This window comes from Grimontia sp. AD028 (assembly GCF_000973155.1).
In the GTDB taxonomy this organism is placed as follows: Bacteria; Pseudomonadota; Gammaproteobacteria; order Enterobacterales; family Vibrionaceae; genus Enterovibrio; species Enterovibrio indicus.
In genome coordinates this window covers 67,593-82,995 of record NZ_LASY01000003.1, presented here as the reverse complement: position 1 = coordinate 82,995, position 15,403 = coordinate 67,593, and the positions used below count along the sequence as shown (strand labels likewise).

Sequence of the window (15,403 nt, the reverse complement as noted above, 5' to 3'; positions counted from 1 at the left end):
TCTCTCCCTTAATCGTATCGGTTTACCGAGGTAGGCAAATCCACCTCGCGTCCATTCACCAAATCGTCCAGCACTTTGAAAATGGCGTCGCCATCCGGCGGGCAGCCAGGAATGAAGTAATCCATCTTGACCACCTCATGGGCGGGATACACTTTGGTGGTGATTTTGGGGACATCCACATGGGGAATGACGTTGTCAGAGTCTGCAGGTCGCGTCGTGGATGAGATGTAGGCTTCATCAAGACACTCTGTGAGAGACACCTGATTGCGCATGGCGGGCACACCACCCCAAACGGCACAAGCGCCGACTGAAATCAGGATGTCGCAGTTCTCACGGAAGTGCTCGAGGGTTTCAATGTTTTCTTCATTGGCGACACCACCTTCGATAAAGCCAATGGTGCAACGCTCAGGAATGCGTTTCACGTCTGTAATAGACGAGCGCGTAATGGCGACTTTATCCAGTAAGCCCAGGAGTCGCTCATCCATATCTAGAAAAGACAAGGTGCATCCCCAGCATCCGCAAAGGCCAATCATGGCAACTTTGATTTTCCCTTCTCGCAATGCTTCGGTTTCTTTATCCAGACGCGTGCAAGGCAATTCATGGGAGAAGATAAGGTTGCAGTCTGTTGAACTCGTACTCATTTGCTTTCACTCCCTGTTGCACGTTCACGTACCGAGGCAATTTCGAATTTGCGTCGTCCGATGGGATCGTCGAATCCCACTGCTTTTTTCAAAATGCAGCCCACGGGGCAAAGCTCCATCGCCTGCGTGACCTGTTCGTCACTCATTTTGTCCGCCAGCACAACATCAATTTCGATGCGCGCTTCAGCGCCACGCCCGTTGATGTTGAAGATCTTTTTACCGGTTTCTTCGTCTCTGACAAACTCAACGCATCGTTGGCAGAAAATGCACCTGTCTCGCTCTAACCAGATTTTTTCTGAGCGGAAGTCGGTTTCGGTAACAGGGAATCGATAAGGAAAACGGGAAACCATCATGCCTGTTTCGTAGCCCACCGCCTGAAGATCACAACGGCCACTTTTTTCGCAACTCGGGCAGTTATGTTTGCCTTCGACAAACAGCATTTCGATCAGCGCTTTGCGGATGTCTTTAGTTTCCGGTTCGTTAACTTCCACTACCATGCCCTCCGAAACGGGCACTGTGCATGAGGCGGCGTTATTACCATTGACCTTACAGGTACAAACCCGGCAGGTGCCCAGACAGGGTTTTCCCCGCTGATAACACAGGGTTGGGATGTAAACACCATTATCTGAGGCGACATCTACCAGCATCTGGTTTTCTTCTGCGGTGACTTCCTTTCCATCGATTGTCAATGTAATGCTCATTTCGATACCTCCGCAGTCTGAACACCTTCTGAGCCCTGAAGTGATTCGGTCGCTACAGTGAACTCATGCAGTGCAGCATTCAGGTCGAATGAAGCCAACAGTGGCCCGTTTTGCTCCACCAGTTTCTGTTTGTATTCCTCAGGAAATGCCTGCAAAGACGTGATGATAGGTTTAGGGGATGTTGTGCCCAGCCCGCAGCGGCTTGAGCCACGAATGATCTTGGCCCACTCGAAGATCTCATCAAGATCCTGCTCGACCGCCCGCCCTTCGATGATTAGTGATACTTTGTTGTAGAGCTCTACATTGCCCGCACGACAAGGCGTACAGATACCGCAGGACTCTTCGACAAAGAAGTGCATAAAGTGCCTAACGATTTCAAGAAGGTTTCGCTCATAGCTGAACACCATTAGAGAGCCGTTACAGGAAAGGTCTTTGTATGAGAAAGTCCGGTTACCATCCCGAGCGGCTGATACGCATTCACCGGAAGGACCACTAATTTGTGCAACACGGGGATTTCGTGCTCCGACAAGCTCCAGAACATCCTGCAGCGAAATTCCCCATTCAATCTCATAGATACCCGGCTTTTCGACATCGCCAGATACACTGATCAGCCTTGTTCCTGCAGATTCAGGCGTTCCCATGGCTTCATACCAACGCGCGCCTTGTTCGAAGATCTTCGCTACATTAGCCAGTGTTTCGACATTGTTGACCGCAGTCGGGCAACCCATGAAACCTTGATGTACGGGAAATGGAGGTTTCACACGTGGCGTCCCGCGCTTACCTTCACAGGACTCAATTAACGCAGATTCGTCACCACAGATATAAGCCCCGGCTCCTAACTGGATACGAATATCAAAGTTAAAATCCGCATTACCGCCAATACCCGTTCCCAACAAGCCACGTTGTCTCAGGGAGCTGAGCGTCGCCTCGAGATAGTCGACCATATAGCGGTATTCGTAACGCAGATAGAGAATCCCTTCATGGGCACCAATAGCATGACCTGCGATAATCATCCCGGCAAAAACCTGCTCAGGGGACTCAGTCAATATTACTCTGTCTTTAAAAGTTCCAGGCTCACCTTCATCAGCGTTACAGATTACATATTTAGTCTCACCCGGCGCATCATGACATAACCGCCATTTCAGACCCGCAGAGAAACCAGCACCACCGCGGCCCCGCAGCTTGGACGTGCTGGTTGCGTCAATCACTTCCATTGGGACTAGTGTGACAGCGTCACGTATAAGACTGTCGATATCTATCGGGTCACCAAAGAAAATTGGCCCCGGCTGTCGGATGTTGGAGTCAATCAATGCATGGATATACGCTTTTGAATTTGTGGCGTGACCATCGGGATTAACCAGTGCCGAGGGAGAAACTCCCGCTTTAAGTGCGGCAATCACCATACGAACTTTGTCGGGTGTGAGGTGGGTAAAGGGAATTCCATCAACTAACATGGCCGGCTCTTGGTCAGAAAGGCCGATACATTGAGTATCAAACAACCCAAAAGCGCCATCATCAGAGACTTCTCCAAACTGACATCCCACCGAGTCTTCCAGAGAGGTTTTCACTTCTTCATAGCCACTTAATCGTGCGATCACGGTGTCTGACAGGTATATGGTGTGCTGGCCCGAGGGGTTGTCATGCAGGAAGTGATAAAATGAGAGTGTTTCACGGACATCCAAAGGGGACAGGTTAAGCCCCGATGCCAGGACGTTGACGGATGAATCAGAGATATAGCCCTCTGATTCCTGCAGCGCTATCAACATATCTAACAATCGCTCCCGGCGATAAAGATACCGCGACAGGATCGCTTCTACATTATTGCTCATTGCTTACTCCTTTATGCTTCTTCCTGATGCTGTTTAAGGTCTACAACGTCAGCGCGAGCGGATTTTGGGCAAAGTGGTACTGTCCCCAAGCATTAGGGGTCTTCCAGTGATTGGTTTATTGTTATGATTTATTGAGGTTTTCCGGCATTAGCCGGGGTCAAAATAGCGCACAACGCTGTCATGCTCTTTGATGGCAGGTCGAGGAAGAAATGGGTCTAGGTATTCATGCCATTGCTTAAACAAAGTGGGATGCGTGGCTGCGATAACAGTTTTAGAATTCATGGTGTTATCGAAGATATCTGAACCATGAAAAGTAGAAGATATTCCCCCTGCTTCCTGAAGGATCAAGCTGCCTGCCGTGTAGTCCCAGAGTTTCTGGTCTCCATGAAGATAAATCTGGCAGCGATTGGCGGCAATCCAGCACCAATCCAAAGCACTGGCACCAAAACTTCGCTGGGAGCGATAAGGTGGTTCTGCCGCCAAGTTAGACGCCATGCCATTGGGTAAACGCTTAAAATCGACCAATGCCATTGAGCTTTTCAGGTTAGCCGGAGCTTTTAGTTCTGTGCAGTCCATAGTAATGCCATTCAGCGTTGCGCCACTACCTGACGCCGCGTAAAAGCACTCATCCCTCACCGGATCGTAGACCAATCCCAACCAAACTTTTCCTTCGTAAATCAGCGCCAGAGAAGTGCAAAAGTAAGGGATGCCAAATGCAAAGTTGCTGGTGCCATCTATAGGATCTAAAACCCAAAACGGCTGATTGTTGGCATTGAATATCGATAACTGCATCCCCCGAGATTGCTCTTCACCTAAAACAGGGACATTTGGCCAGTAAGTCTGTAGCGCTTCAATGATGCGCTGCTGCATGTCGGTGTCAGCAGCGGTGACTATGTCGCTGTTGGGTTTGTAGTTGATATCGCCATCTCCCATTCCACCCCTAAATCTGGGCAGAACGGCTTTTATGGCTGTGCTTCTGACAATGTCAAAAAGCAAAGACTTGAGGTCTTCATCTGGCATTTTCAGCAAGGTGTACAACTCCAACTTTGCAGCCATTTCTGAGGATACTCCATTCATCTTTCTCTCCCTCTATTGCTGTATAGCAATCGTGATGCCAAGTGTTGAAATATTGTTAAGGCTCATATAATCAGTCGCTTATGAATTACTTTTGATTCGTCTTTTGTTTTACTCAAACAATCTCTAACCAGTTTGTTGACGAAGTGGTTAGAAGGTTTCCAGTAAAGAAATGGCCCACATTTGCGGGCCATTTGGTTGTTAGTATTTTGGTTTATTGCACCACTGTCTGGTGCGAGCTGCTTGGCTCCTTGTCCATAGTCAGGTGGTAACGCTCTACCCGCTCAACCTCTTCCCGCGCACCGATAATGACCGGAATGCGTTGGTGTAATCGGTGCGGTTTTACGGAGAGGATTCGTTCTCTTCCCGTTGACGCCGCTCCACCTGCCTGCTCAATAATGAAGCTCATCGGGTTTGCTTCGTAGAGAAGGCGTAAGCGCCCTTCTTTGACGTTTTCGCGGTTATCTTTGGGATAAAGGAATATGCCGCCACGCATCAGGATTCGATGAACTTCTGCCACCATGGATGCTACCCAACGGGTATTAAAGTCACGCCCTCTCGGGCCTTCTTTTCCGGCTACCACTTCATCGATATAACGTTTCACTGCAGGCTCCCAGTGACGCTGATTCGACATATTGATGGCAAACTCGTTGGTTTTTTCCGGGATGGTGAGTTTTGGATGTGTCAGGATAAATTCGCCGATGTCTCTATCCAGGGTAAATCCATTCACACCCTGACCCGTCGTCAGCACCAGATTGGTGGCTGGGCCATAAAGAACATATCCCGCACAGACTTGTTTTGCGCCAGGTTGAAGGAAGTCCTCTTCCGTGGGTTCACTGACACCGGGAGGGCAGCGAAGAATGGAAAAAATTGTCCCTATCGAAACGTTCACTTCGGTGTTGGATGAGCCGTCGAGAGGGTCAAAAACCAGCAGGTATTTCCCTCTCGGGAACTTGGCAGGAATCGGGTAAGCCTCTTCTAACTCTTCTGATGCCATTCCACCCAAATGTCCTGACCATTCGAGAGCGCGGATCAAAATATCATTGGAAATCACATCCAACTTCTTTTGGGTTTCCCCCTGAATATTTTCGGTTTCCGCAGAACCCAGTATGTTGATCAGTTGACCTCGGCTGACATCATCAGCAATTTCCTTACAGGCCGTGACGATGGCGCTGAGTAGTAAGGTGAAATCGCCCGTGGCTTCAGGTAACTTCCGAAGATCTTCGATAATAAATCGTGTAAATGTCGTCCCTTTTCTCATGATTTTCTCTCCTTACAGCGCTGGCACACGCTTCGAAAAGCGATCATGAGTGGTTTCAACACTCACACGGTTTGAGCCATGCAACACCAGCTCTTCAATCAAAGGCTGCATGATAAGTTCCATTGCGAAACCCATTTTTCCGCCCGGCACGACAATGTTGTTTCGGCGTGACATGAACGAGCCATCAATCATGTTAAGTAGATATTGGAAGTCGACACCGGTTTTCTTTGGATCGCGGAATCGGATCACCACCATACTTTCATCCAGTGTTGGAATATCTCGGGAGATAAAGGGGTTCGACGTGTCTACCATGGGAACACGCTGGAAGTTGATATCCGTTAGCGAGAACTGTGGCGTGATGTAATGAACGTAGTCGTGCATGCGGCGCAAAATGGTGTCCGTCACAGCCTCACGGCTATAACCACGAACATTGGTATCGCGGTGGATTTTCTGAATCCATTCGAGATTAACAATCGGCACGACACCAATCAGCAGGTCCACGTACTGCGCCACATTACTGTTAGACGTTACAACACCGCCGTGCAGACCTTCATAGAAGAGAAGATCTGAGCCTTCAGGAATTGGCGACCACTGAGTGAAGGTGCCGGGTTTCGAGCCGTGAAGCATTGCTTCTTCTTCATTGTGGATGTAATAACGCCGCAGCCCGCTACCAGTTTCAGCGTATGCGCGGAATGTCTTTTCCAGCTCGCTGAAATCATTTCCCTCGGGACCAAAATGACTCAGGTTTTTTCCCTTTTCCTGTGCACGCTTAAGACGCTCACGCATGTCGACGCGATCGTATTTATGGTAGCTGTCTCCTTCAATAACAGCGGCTTGGAACTGGTTACGACGGAAAATTTGCTCCATCGCATTTTTTACTGTGGATGTCCCTGCTCCAGATGAGCCGGTTACTGCCACGATCGGATGTTTTACAGACATAGTTTTTCTCCTTCAGATGGAATGCGGTTAACAATCAGGTAGTACTCATCTGACGGAGGGGTCTAACTCGCCTGAGGCATATCGTACCGACATGTCTTCAAGATTTATTGGCTTGATACGCGATGCCATGCCTGCACAACCAAAGGCTTCGTAGCGTTCTTTACAGAGTGCTTCCATGGCTTTCGTTGCGGCTGCAAGGAACTTGCGTGGATCAAAGTTACTTGGATTCTGAGCCAGGAAACGACGCACTGCTCCAGTACTCGCCATGCGGAGGTCTGTATCGATATTCACTTTTCGTACCCCGTGGCGGATGCCTTCAACAATTTCGTCTACCGGCACACCGTAGGTTTCCCCCATATCGCCGCCAAACTCATTAATGACTTGCAGCCAGTCCTGAGGGACAGATGATGAACCGTGCATGACAAGGTGGGTATCAGGGATCCTTTCATGAATCGCTTTCACTCGCTCAATGGCCAGAATGTCGCCAGTGGGTGGTCGGGTAAATTTGTACGCACCATGGCTAGTACCTATAGCAATAGCCAGTGCATCTACTCCCGTTTGCCTAACAAACATCGCGGCTTCTTCCGGGTCGGTCAGCAGTTGATCATGGCTCAACACCCCTTCAGCGCCTGAGCCATCTTCTTCTCCCGCCGTCCCCGTCTCCAATGAGCCCAGACATCCGAGCTCACCCTCTACCGAGACGCCGCATGCGTGGGACATTTCTACAACACGTGCGGTAACATCGCAGTTGTACTCATAGCTTGCTGGCGTTTTCATGTCTTCGTGCAGCGAACCGTCCATCATGACGGAGGTAAAGCCTTGTTGGATGGATTGCAAACACACCGCGGGCGATGCCCCGTGATCCTGATGAACCACAACAGGTATTGAAGGCCACTGCTCTACTGAAGCCAGCATCAAATGGCGCAGAAAACTGGCACCGGCATAAGTACGTGCCCCGGCTGAAGCCTGCAGGATAACGGGAGCATCACAGGAAGCCGCTGCCCCCATAATCGCGTGAACCTGCTCCATGTTGTTTACGTTAAATGCAGGAACGCCATATCCGTGCTCTGCTGCGTGATCTAGCATTTGTCTCAAACTGACGAGTGCCATAACTTTCTCCTTGCATATCAATGATTCAGATTTTGGTTAACGCTATGACTTAAACGGGCGTGATTGCTTAACCACGCGTTCTGCTTGTCGGACGATTCTTTCTACCGTCAGGCCAAAATGTTCAAAGAGCGCATCAGCTGGTGCGGACTCACCAAAGGTGTCGATACCCAAAGCCAATCCGTCACTTCCTACGTATTTGTGCCAGCCCAAGGTGGAACCCGCTTCGAGGGATACCCGGCATTTGATGGATGGTGGAAGCACGCTATTTCGATAGTGCTCTGGCTGCTGATCAAACACATCAGGACAAGGCATAGAAACGACTCGGGCATGAATAGACTTTCGATTCAGTAAAATGGCAGCTTCAACAGCGAGTTCGATTTCTGACCCAGTCGCGATAAGGAGCAGATCAGGCTCGTCACCCAAGTGCCCTTCATGTTCTTTGAGGATGTAACCGCCCCGCTCGATAAGTGGAAGCTGATCAGCGCGGCGAAGCTGGTATGGCAAGCTTTGTCGTGAAAACACCAAAATATGGGGGCCAGATTGATCTTCAATCGCTTTCTTCCACGCCACCGCCGTTTCAACCGCATCACAAGGTCTCCAGACTTTGACGTTTGGCATTGCCCTGAAACTGGCAAGGTGTTCGATCGGTTGGTGTGTCGGGCCATCTTCTCCCAATCCAATGGAGTCATGGGTGAAGACAAAAATGGCGTGGACTTTAGAAAGTGCAGCTACGCGAATCGCATTTCTTGCATAGTCAGAAAACACCAAAAACGTCGCACAGTAAGGGATAAATCCGCCGTGTAAGGCTAGGCCGTTTACTATTGCGCTCATGCCAAACTCACGCACACCAAAGCGTATGTAGTTTCCATTTGGCGATTCGGGAGTGTTGTCGCAAGCACCTTTCCAAAAGGTGTTGTTTGAAGGGCTTAGGTCTGCAGAACCGCCAATCAATTCTGGCAGTAGTGGGCCAAAAGCATTCAAGGATTGTTGAGACGCTTGTCTACTTGCAATACTCTGCGCCTGTATAGCCGCCCTCTTGACGAATTGTTCTGATTCTTCCGCCCAACTTTTAGGCAGTTGCCCTTCTATGCGACGGAAATATTCCGCAGCAAGCTCTGGGTATTCATCTGCGTAAGCTGCAAAGGTGGCATCCCAAAGGTTCTCCCTTAAGGCACCTTGTGTCTTGTCGTTCCAATACGTCTGGATTTTGGTGGGGATCTCGAAAGGATCATGGATCCAGGACATAGATTTTCGGGTGTTAGCCACCTCATCACTTCCCAGTGGCGCACCATGTACATCATGCGATCCAGCTTTGTTTGGGGAACCTTTTCCGATGACTGTTTTGCAGCAAATCAGCACGGGCTTATCTTCAACCGCACGAGCATCCATGATGGCTTCGCGGATGGAATAATGGTCATGCCCATCGATATCTTCAATCACATGCCAGCCATAGGCGCGGAACCTTTGCGGAGTATCGTCAGTTAGCCAGCCATCTACATCACCATCAATGGAAATGCCATTGTCGTCATAAAAAGCGATGAGTTTTGACAGCTTCATGGTGCCAGCGAGCGAGCACACTTCGTGTGAAATGCCTTCCATCAGACAGCCGTCACCGAAAAAGACATAGGTGTAGTGATCGACAATATCGAAACCTGGCTTGTTGAATTGCGCCGCGAGGGTTTTCTCTGCGAGTGCCATGCCCACGGCATTTGCAAGTCCTTGCCCAAGTGGACCCGTTGTCGTTTCTACGCCTGGTGTGACACCAATCTCTGGATGTCCTGGCGTTTTGCTTCCTAATTGTCTGAACTGCTTAAGATCATGAGTGGTGACGTTATATCCCGTGAGATGCAGCAGGCTATAAATCAAACATGAAGCATGACCATTAGAAAGCACAAAGCGGTCCCTGTTAGGCCAGTTTGGATTTTTAGGATTGTGCTTAAGAAACTCCCGCCAAAGGACGGTAGCGATATCCGCCATCCCCATGGGAGCGCCGGGATGACCTGAATTGGCGTTTTGCACCATATCGACAGCAAGGACACGCAATGCGTTTGCACAATCTTCGTGAATTTCGTTGGATGTGGGAGAAAAATGTATGTCGGCTTTATCCGTTTTGTACTCCTCAGAGAACTGACTTATCTTGCTCATTGAAATATTCCCTATCATTATTTCCTGATAATTAGCGTCAACCCAATTTCCTGATAATTAGCGTCAACCCAATTGGGTTATCACTTTTATTCCGTCTCTTTCCAATGTGTTAGCGTGATAAGTTAATGTTTTTCACTTTTAAATGAATCACGCAAAACCTTACATATAAGGCGTGAATAATTTTGAAATTAAACAGATTCGGCTAAAGTCTCCAATCAGGAATATTTTTGAAAAAGATAAGAAAAACTTATTTCTTTTAATTTCATGAATACCTGGGATTCACAACCAGACAAATTAATACTTATCATCATGTTTTAGTTGCATTATTTAATAACCTATAAGAGTTAAATGCTTTTCTGGTTATGCTAAATGCCTTTCAAAAACAGTATGCTAAGCAATAGTTATCTTTGTCATAAAAACTTCCAATTTCACTTTTAATTAAAAATAACAACACTAAATACAAGGCAAGCGCAATACATATTTAGATTGCGAATGACATTTAATTAAACGGCAATAAATAAGGAAATTGGTTATGGCAAAGAGTTATCAGGCAGGTGTAAAGGAATACCGGGAAACCTATTGGATGCCCGAATATGTCCCGGCCGACACCGATCTTCTGGCTTGTTTTAAAATCGAGCCTCAAGCTGGGGTTCCAAGAGAAGAAGCTGCAGCCGCGGTAGCTGCGGAATCATCTACCGGAACCTGGACAACAGTATGGACAGACTTACTCACCGATCTGGACTACTACAAAGGCCGCGCTTATGCGATTGAAGATGTCCCCGGTGACGATACCTCTTTCTATGCATTTGTCGCCTATCCCATCGACCTATTTGAAGAAGGCTCAGTGGTTAATGTGCTGACCTCGCTGGTGGGCAACGTATTCGGCTTTAAAGCGATTCGCGCTTTACGCCTCGAAGATGTCCGTTTTCCGATTGCCTATGTAAAAACTTGTGGTGGTCCGCCAAATGGTATTCAGGTTGAGCGCGATAAGCTCAATAAATATGGCCGTGCCCTCTTGGGCTGTACCATCAAACCCAAATTGGGCTTGTCTGCAAAGAACTACGGCCGTGCCTGTTATGAAGGTCTTCGTGGTGGACTCGACTTCACTAAAGATGATGAGAACGTTAACTCTCAACCCTTTATGCGCTGGCGTGATCGCTTTGAGTATGTGGCTGAAGCTGTTCATCGTGCCGAACGAGAAACCGGTGAGCGTAAGGGTCATTATCTGAATGTGACGGCACCAACCCCTGAAGAAATGTATCGCCGTGCTGAGTTCGCCAAGGAACTCGATATGCCAATCATCATGCATGACTACCTCACTGCAGGCTTTACCGCCAATACCGGTCTTGCAAATTGGTGTCGTGAGAACGGAATGTTGCTACACATTCACCGAGCGATGCACGCTGTTCTCGATCGAAATCCCCGCCACGGTATTCACTTCCGAGTGCTGTCGAAATGTCTGCGCCTTTCAGGTGGTGACCATCTTCATTCAGGTACCGTTGTGGGAAAACTCGAAGGCGACCGCGAAGCAACGTTGGGTTGGATAGATATCATGCGTGACCGCTTCATTAAAGAAGATCGCTCACGCGGGATCTTCTTTGATCAAGACTTCGGCTCAATGCCAGGCGTACTTCCTGTTGCCTCTGGTGGTATCCATGTATGGCACATGCCTGCTTTGGTCTCTATTTTCGGTGATGACGCAGTCTTCCAATTTGGCGGCGGAACCTTGGGTCACCCTTGGGGTAATGCAGCTGGTGCAGCCGCTAACCGCGTTGCGTTGGAAGCTTGCACACAGGCTCGTAACGAAGGCCGTTCACTAGAGCGAGAAGGTAAAGACATTCTCACCGCTGCAGCGAAACACAGTCCAGAACTCAAAGCAGCAATGGAGACCTGGAAAGAAATTAAGTTTGAATTCGACACAGTAGACAAGCTGGACGTGGTTCACGCTTAGTCACTTGCGACAACCCAAAGGAGATTCTTATGAGTGAAGTTATGGATTATTCGTCGCGACTGACGGACCCGCACAGCCGAAAGTTCGAAACCTTTTCGTACTTGCCAAGAATGACTGCTGATCAAATTCGCCGTCAGGTTGAGTTTATCGTGAGTAAAGGCTGGAACCCTGCAATTGAGCATACCGAGCCGGAAGAGGCGACGGGTTCATTTTGGTACATGTGGAAACTGCCCATGTTTGGTGAAACCAATGTCGATCAGATCCTGAACGAAGCGCAGCTTTGCCATAACCTGAACCCGAACCACCATGTTCGTTTAATTGGTTATGACAATTATCGCCAAAGTCAGGGAGCGTCGATGGTTATCTACCGTGCCCCAGGATTTGAGTAACCCCGGAACTACCCAAGCTCTCTCTCCGGTGTAGCTTGGGTACCCTCTTGATAGGGCCTTGGCTGGGAACGCTTAGTCCTGAGTATCCCAGCCCTTTTTCCTTTCAGCCGAGCAAAAGAAACATGGAGTTAGTTATGAGTCAGGCAATTCAAAGCATGCCCCAGGATAACCAATATTTGATTGCGTCTGAGCCGTATTATCAAGAATCCGGTGATGAGATTTCTCTTTATCAGGCGGCATATGATTCGCGGATCCCCATGATGTTAAAAGGACCCACAGGCTGCGGTAAAACCCGTTTTATTGAACATATGGCTTGGCGTTTAGGTAAACCACTTATCACGATTTCGTGTCACGAAGACATGACAGCGTCTGATTTGATTGGTCGCTATCTCCTCAATGCTGATGGCACCTATTGGCAAGATGGCCCTCTCACGACCGCAGCAAGAATTGGTGCAATCTGCTACCTCGATGAAGTGGTAGAAGCACGACAGGATACGACCGTCGCGATTCATTCTTTGACTGACTATCGCCGAACACTGTCGCTGGAAAAGAAAGGTGAACTGCTTCAGGCACATAACGACTTCCAACTGGTAATCTCTTATAACCCCGGTTACCAAACGCTGATGAAAGACCTTAAGACGTCAACTAAACAGCGCTTTGCTGCATTGGAGTTCGAATATCCGGATGAAGAAACCGAAATTTCGATCGTTTGCCATGAAACCGGGATCGATGAAGGAACGGCAGGCCGACTCATTCAAATAGCAAAACATGCCAGGAATCTGGTCGGGCATGGGCTCAACGAAGGCATTTCGACCCGACTATTGGTTTATACCGCACAACTCATCCAAAAAGGAATCCCCCCCGTCGCTGCTTGTCACATGGCTTTGGTTCGCCCTCTGAGTGATGACGCTGATATCCGGGAAACTCTGGAAGCGACTGTTCAAGGTTGCTTTTGATTCGATATTAGAGGGCTGATTATGGACGATAAAATGCGCGCGAATAAACGAAGAGTTGAAGCGCAGCTGGTAGAAAAAACGGATGGATTAAAGCTCGCTTTTGAAACTGGCTTTCAGGAAGCTGAAGCACTGATGAGTACCATTGATCTGAATGAATATTTGACGGCGGCATTAGATTTATTCGTTAAGAATCAGTCAGATGAATCAATAACCGCATTCCTTTTATCCGTTCCAAATACTCATAATCACATAGGTAACAGCGTCACATTTGATATAAAAAATACCATTGTTACCTTGTCTGAATGGTTAGGTTCAGAGCGCCTATCTCAATATCTGAATACCCTGCCTATAGTCGCGGAAAGGCTTTGCTCAAAGGAAGGCTTTAACATATACCAAAAACTTGTTGAGGAATTAGCTCGTACTGCGCCAAGGTGCCTTAAGATATTTCTTACGCGATCCCCCAGTTTTCTCACATCGTTACCCATTTTGGGTTTACGTCACTGGGCACTCATTGGCGCTAAATTACATGCAAACCAGATAGACTCCCTAAATAGTTACTTCACACTGACGTCGCCGGAAAGTCAGAATATTTTTCAAAGGCAGCGCCGTGGTACCCTTTTTGTAGATGCCCAACGCCAACTTAATTTTTACCTCCGCGCCATCTGGGGCCGTGATTTCTTTCTCCGTCCCAGAATCATTGAGATCAATGACGCCGAAAATAAACAAAATTCTTCGCCAATATCTGCTATTCACAGCGGTATCATTTTGTTGCCGGATGCCATGGAAGCTCAGGATCCCAGCAATCCAACACTTTCAGCAAAAAATTTATACCGAGCATCTGTTACTCATGCCGCAGCGCACTTGATGTTTTCTAGACCAAAACCACACGGCGATTACTCTGGCATTCAGCGCTACTGTTACGGACTTATAGAAGATGCCCGCGTCGAAGCGTTAGCAATCAGAGATTTTTCCGGATTGCGTCAGCTATGGATGCCTTTCCATCTTGATCAGATCAAAAAAAGCAACGGCGAACCCTACCAACTGTCACTGGCATTACTATCAGGTAATGCTGAAGATGCTCCAGCTCATCTCACTTACGTCGTCAATGCATTCAATACATTGTTGAGCATGGAGAACGCTTATGAACGGGAAGTCCATACAGACGAGCTAGCCCGTCGTTTAGCTTCTGATATAGAGATCAGTGATGAAGGCTATTTGCCTAATCAGCTTTGCTATCGTGACGATAATACTTATCTCTGGTTTGAAAACGGTGATGAGTTTTATCAATGGCCGCTTCTTTCCGAACCTCAGGTTAAGAGAACCGTCAATGTGATGGAAATGGTCAATGAAATAGACAACGAACTGGCTGATGATAACGCGCAAGAAGTGTGGATTCTGGAGTCTGAGTTTTTTCGGGATGGCGATCCTGAAAACGTCAGCATGAATGAACTGGAAGGCAAACAACAAATATCATCCCCCTTCCACTATCCAGAATGGGATTACGTGGCAAATCAAGTGCGCCCGGCATGGGTAACTCTCACCGAGCGTTCGGTGAAAAAAGGCACTGCTTCTAAAATCGATGAACTCGCAGAAAGCCGGCAAGCTCAACTCAGGAAAATCAAAGCCATCGTTGAAGCGCTTCAACCTAAAGGGCTTCAAAGACTAAGAAAACAGTTTGAAGGTGACGAATTGGATTTGGATGCGGCCATTGATGCCATGAAGGAAATTCGTCGTGGCGCGCTGCCGGATATGAACATTGACCAGAGGCTTATTCGGCGTGAGCGGGATTTAGCCGTATTGGTTCTACTGGATCTTTCTCAATCGACCATGGAAGTACTACCTGGAAATCATGGTGATATCAGAGTGTTGGATATTGCCCAGGAAGCGACAGTGATGTTGGCAAATGCGATTGATGGTATTGGTGATCCATTTGCCATTCATGGGTTCAGTTCCAACGGACGAAGTGATGTTCGCTACCAACGCTTTAAAGATTTTGATGAAGCCTACGATGACACAACAAAGTCCCGGTTAGCTGCAATGGAAGGCGGATTATCAACCCGAATGGGCGCAGCGTTGCGACACGCCAAAACATATTTGGCTCAGCAACCCCAGCGAAAAAAACTACTGTTAATGATCAGCGATGGAGAACCTGCGGACATAGACAGCCGTGATCCGCTTTATCTTCAGGCTGATACCAAACATGCTATCGATGATGTGTTAATGCAAGGCATCACTCCATTCTGTCTGACGATAGATCCGGACGCGGACAATTACGTCGCTCAGATATTTGGTGAAGGCCATTATTCAGTTTTGGATGATGCCAACAGACTGCCTGATGTATTACCGAACTTGTTCGCGAGCATTACCCGGACATCTGCCTAATCATTCGCTGTTCATTAAAAGCACT

At 48.1% G+C, this 15,403-nt stretch carries 12 protein-coding genes; 4 read left to right on the top strand and 8 right to left on the bottom strand.

Going from position 1 to position 15,403, the window contains the following annotated elements; translation table 11 throughout:
• Window positions 1-8: 8 nt before the first annotated feature.
• From RN22_RS00535 to tkt, 8 genes are all read right to left on the bottom strand, one after another.
• Window positions 9-641, bottom strand: coding sequence for an NADP oxidoreductase (locus tag RN22_RS00535; RefSeq protein ID WP_046302658.1), 633 nt, complete (start codon window positions 639-641; stop codon window positions 9-11).
• Entirely contained in the window at window positions 638-1,342 is a 705-nt protein-coding gene (locus RN22_RS00530) for a 2Fe-2S iron-sulfur cluster-binding protein (protein ID WP_046302657.1), read from the bottom strand. The genes RN22_RS00535 and RN22_RS00530 overlap by 4 nt, the downstream gene beginning before the upstream one ends.
• Window positions 1,339-3,171 (bottom strand): NAD(P)H-dependent oxidoreductase subunit E, encoded by a 1,833-nt coding sequence (locus tag RN22_RS00525; protein ID WP_046302656.1) that lies wholly within the window; start codon window positions 3,169-3,171, stop codon window positions 1,339-1,341. The genes RN22_RS00530 and RN22_RS00525 overlap by 4 nt, the downstream gene beginning before the upstream one ends.
• Before the next feature lie 147 nt (window positions 3,172-3,318).
• Window positions 3,319-4,248 carry an inositol monophosphatase gene (locus RN22_RS00520; protein ID WP_082111324.1) on the bottom strand — a complete coding sequence of 310 codons (930 nt, stop codon included), beginning with the start codon at window positions 4,246-4,248 and terminating at the stop codon, window positions 3,319-3,321.
• A 211-nt stretch (window positions 4,249-4,459) separates the two neighbouring features.
• Entirely contained in the window at window positions 4,460-5,506 is a 1,047-nt protein-coding gene (locus RN22_RS00515) for a class 1 fructose-bisphosphatase (protein ID WP_046302655.1), read from the bottom strand.
• A 12-nt stretch (window positions 5,507-5,518) separates the two neighbouring features.
• Window positions 5,519-6,445 carry a phosphoribulokinase gene (locus RN22_RS00510; RefSeq protein WP_046302654.1) on the bottom strand — a complete coding sequence of 309 codons (927 nt, stop codon included), beginning with the start codon at window positions 6,443-6,445 and terminating at the stop codon, window positions 5,519-5,521.
• 45 nt (window positions 6,446-6,490) lie between these two features.
• Complete coding sequence (gene fba, locus RN22_RS00505) at window positions 6,491-7,555, bottom strand: class II fructose-bisphosphate aldolase (protein WP_046302653.1); 1,065 nt, start codon at window positions 7,553-7,555, stop codon at window positions 6,491-6,493.
• A gap of 42 nt (window positions 7,556-7,597) precedes the next feature.
• Window positions 7,598-9,700: a transketolase gene (gene tkt, locus RN22_RS00500; RefSeq protein WP_082111323.1), complete on the bottom strand. Its 2,103-nt coding sequence runs from the start codon at window positions 9,698-9,700 to the stop codon at window positions 7,598-7,600.
• Between the two features lie 532 nt (window positions 9,701-10,232).
• Here tkt and RN22_RS00495 point away from each other — a divergent pair.
• The 4 genes from RN22_RS00495 to RN22_RS00480 all read left to right on the top strand — a co-directional run bounded on the left by RN22_RS00495 (window position 10,233) and on the right by RN22_RS00480 (window position 15,378).
• Entirely contained in the window at window positions 10,233-11,651 is a 1,419-nt protein-coding gene (locus RN22_RS00495; protein ID WP_046302652.1) for a form I ribulose bisphosphate carboxylase large subunit, read from the top strand.
• 29 nt (window positions 11,652-11,680) lie between these two features.
• The gene (locus RN22_RS00490; RefSeq protein ID WP_046302651.1) at window positions 11,681-12,040 is read left to right on the top strand and encodes a ribulose bisphosphate carboxylase small subunit; all 360 of its coding nucleotides are present in this window, start codon (window positions 11,681-11,683) and stop codon (window positions 12,038-12,040) included.
• Between the two features lie 134 nt (window positions 12,041-12,174).
• Window positions 12,175-12,996 (top strand): CbbQ/NirQ/NorQ/GpvN family protein, encoded by an 822-nt coding sequence (locus RN22_RS00485; RefSeq protein ID WP_082111322.1) that lies wholly within the window; start codon window positions 12,175-12,177, stop codon window positions 12,994-12,996.
• A 21-nt stretch (window positions 12,997-13,017) separates the two neighbouring features.
• Window positions 13,018-15,378: a nitric oxide reductase activation protein NorD gene (locus tag RN22_RS00480; protein ID WP_052737469.1), complete on the top strand. Its 2,361-nt coding sequence runs from the start codon at window positions 13,018-13,020 to the stop codon at window positions 15,376-15,378.
• The last annotated feature ends 25 nt before the right edge of the window (window positions 15,379-15,403 follow it).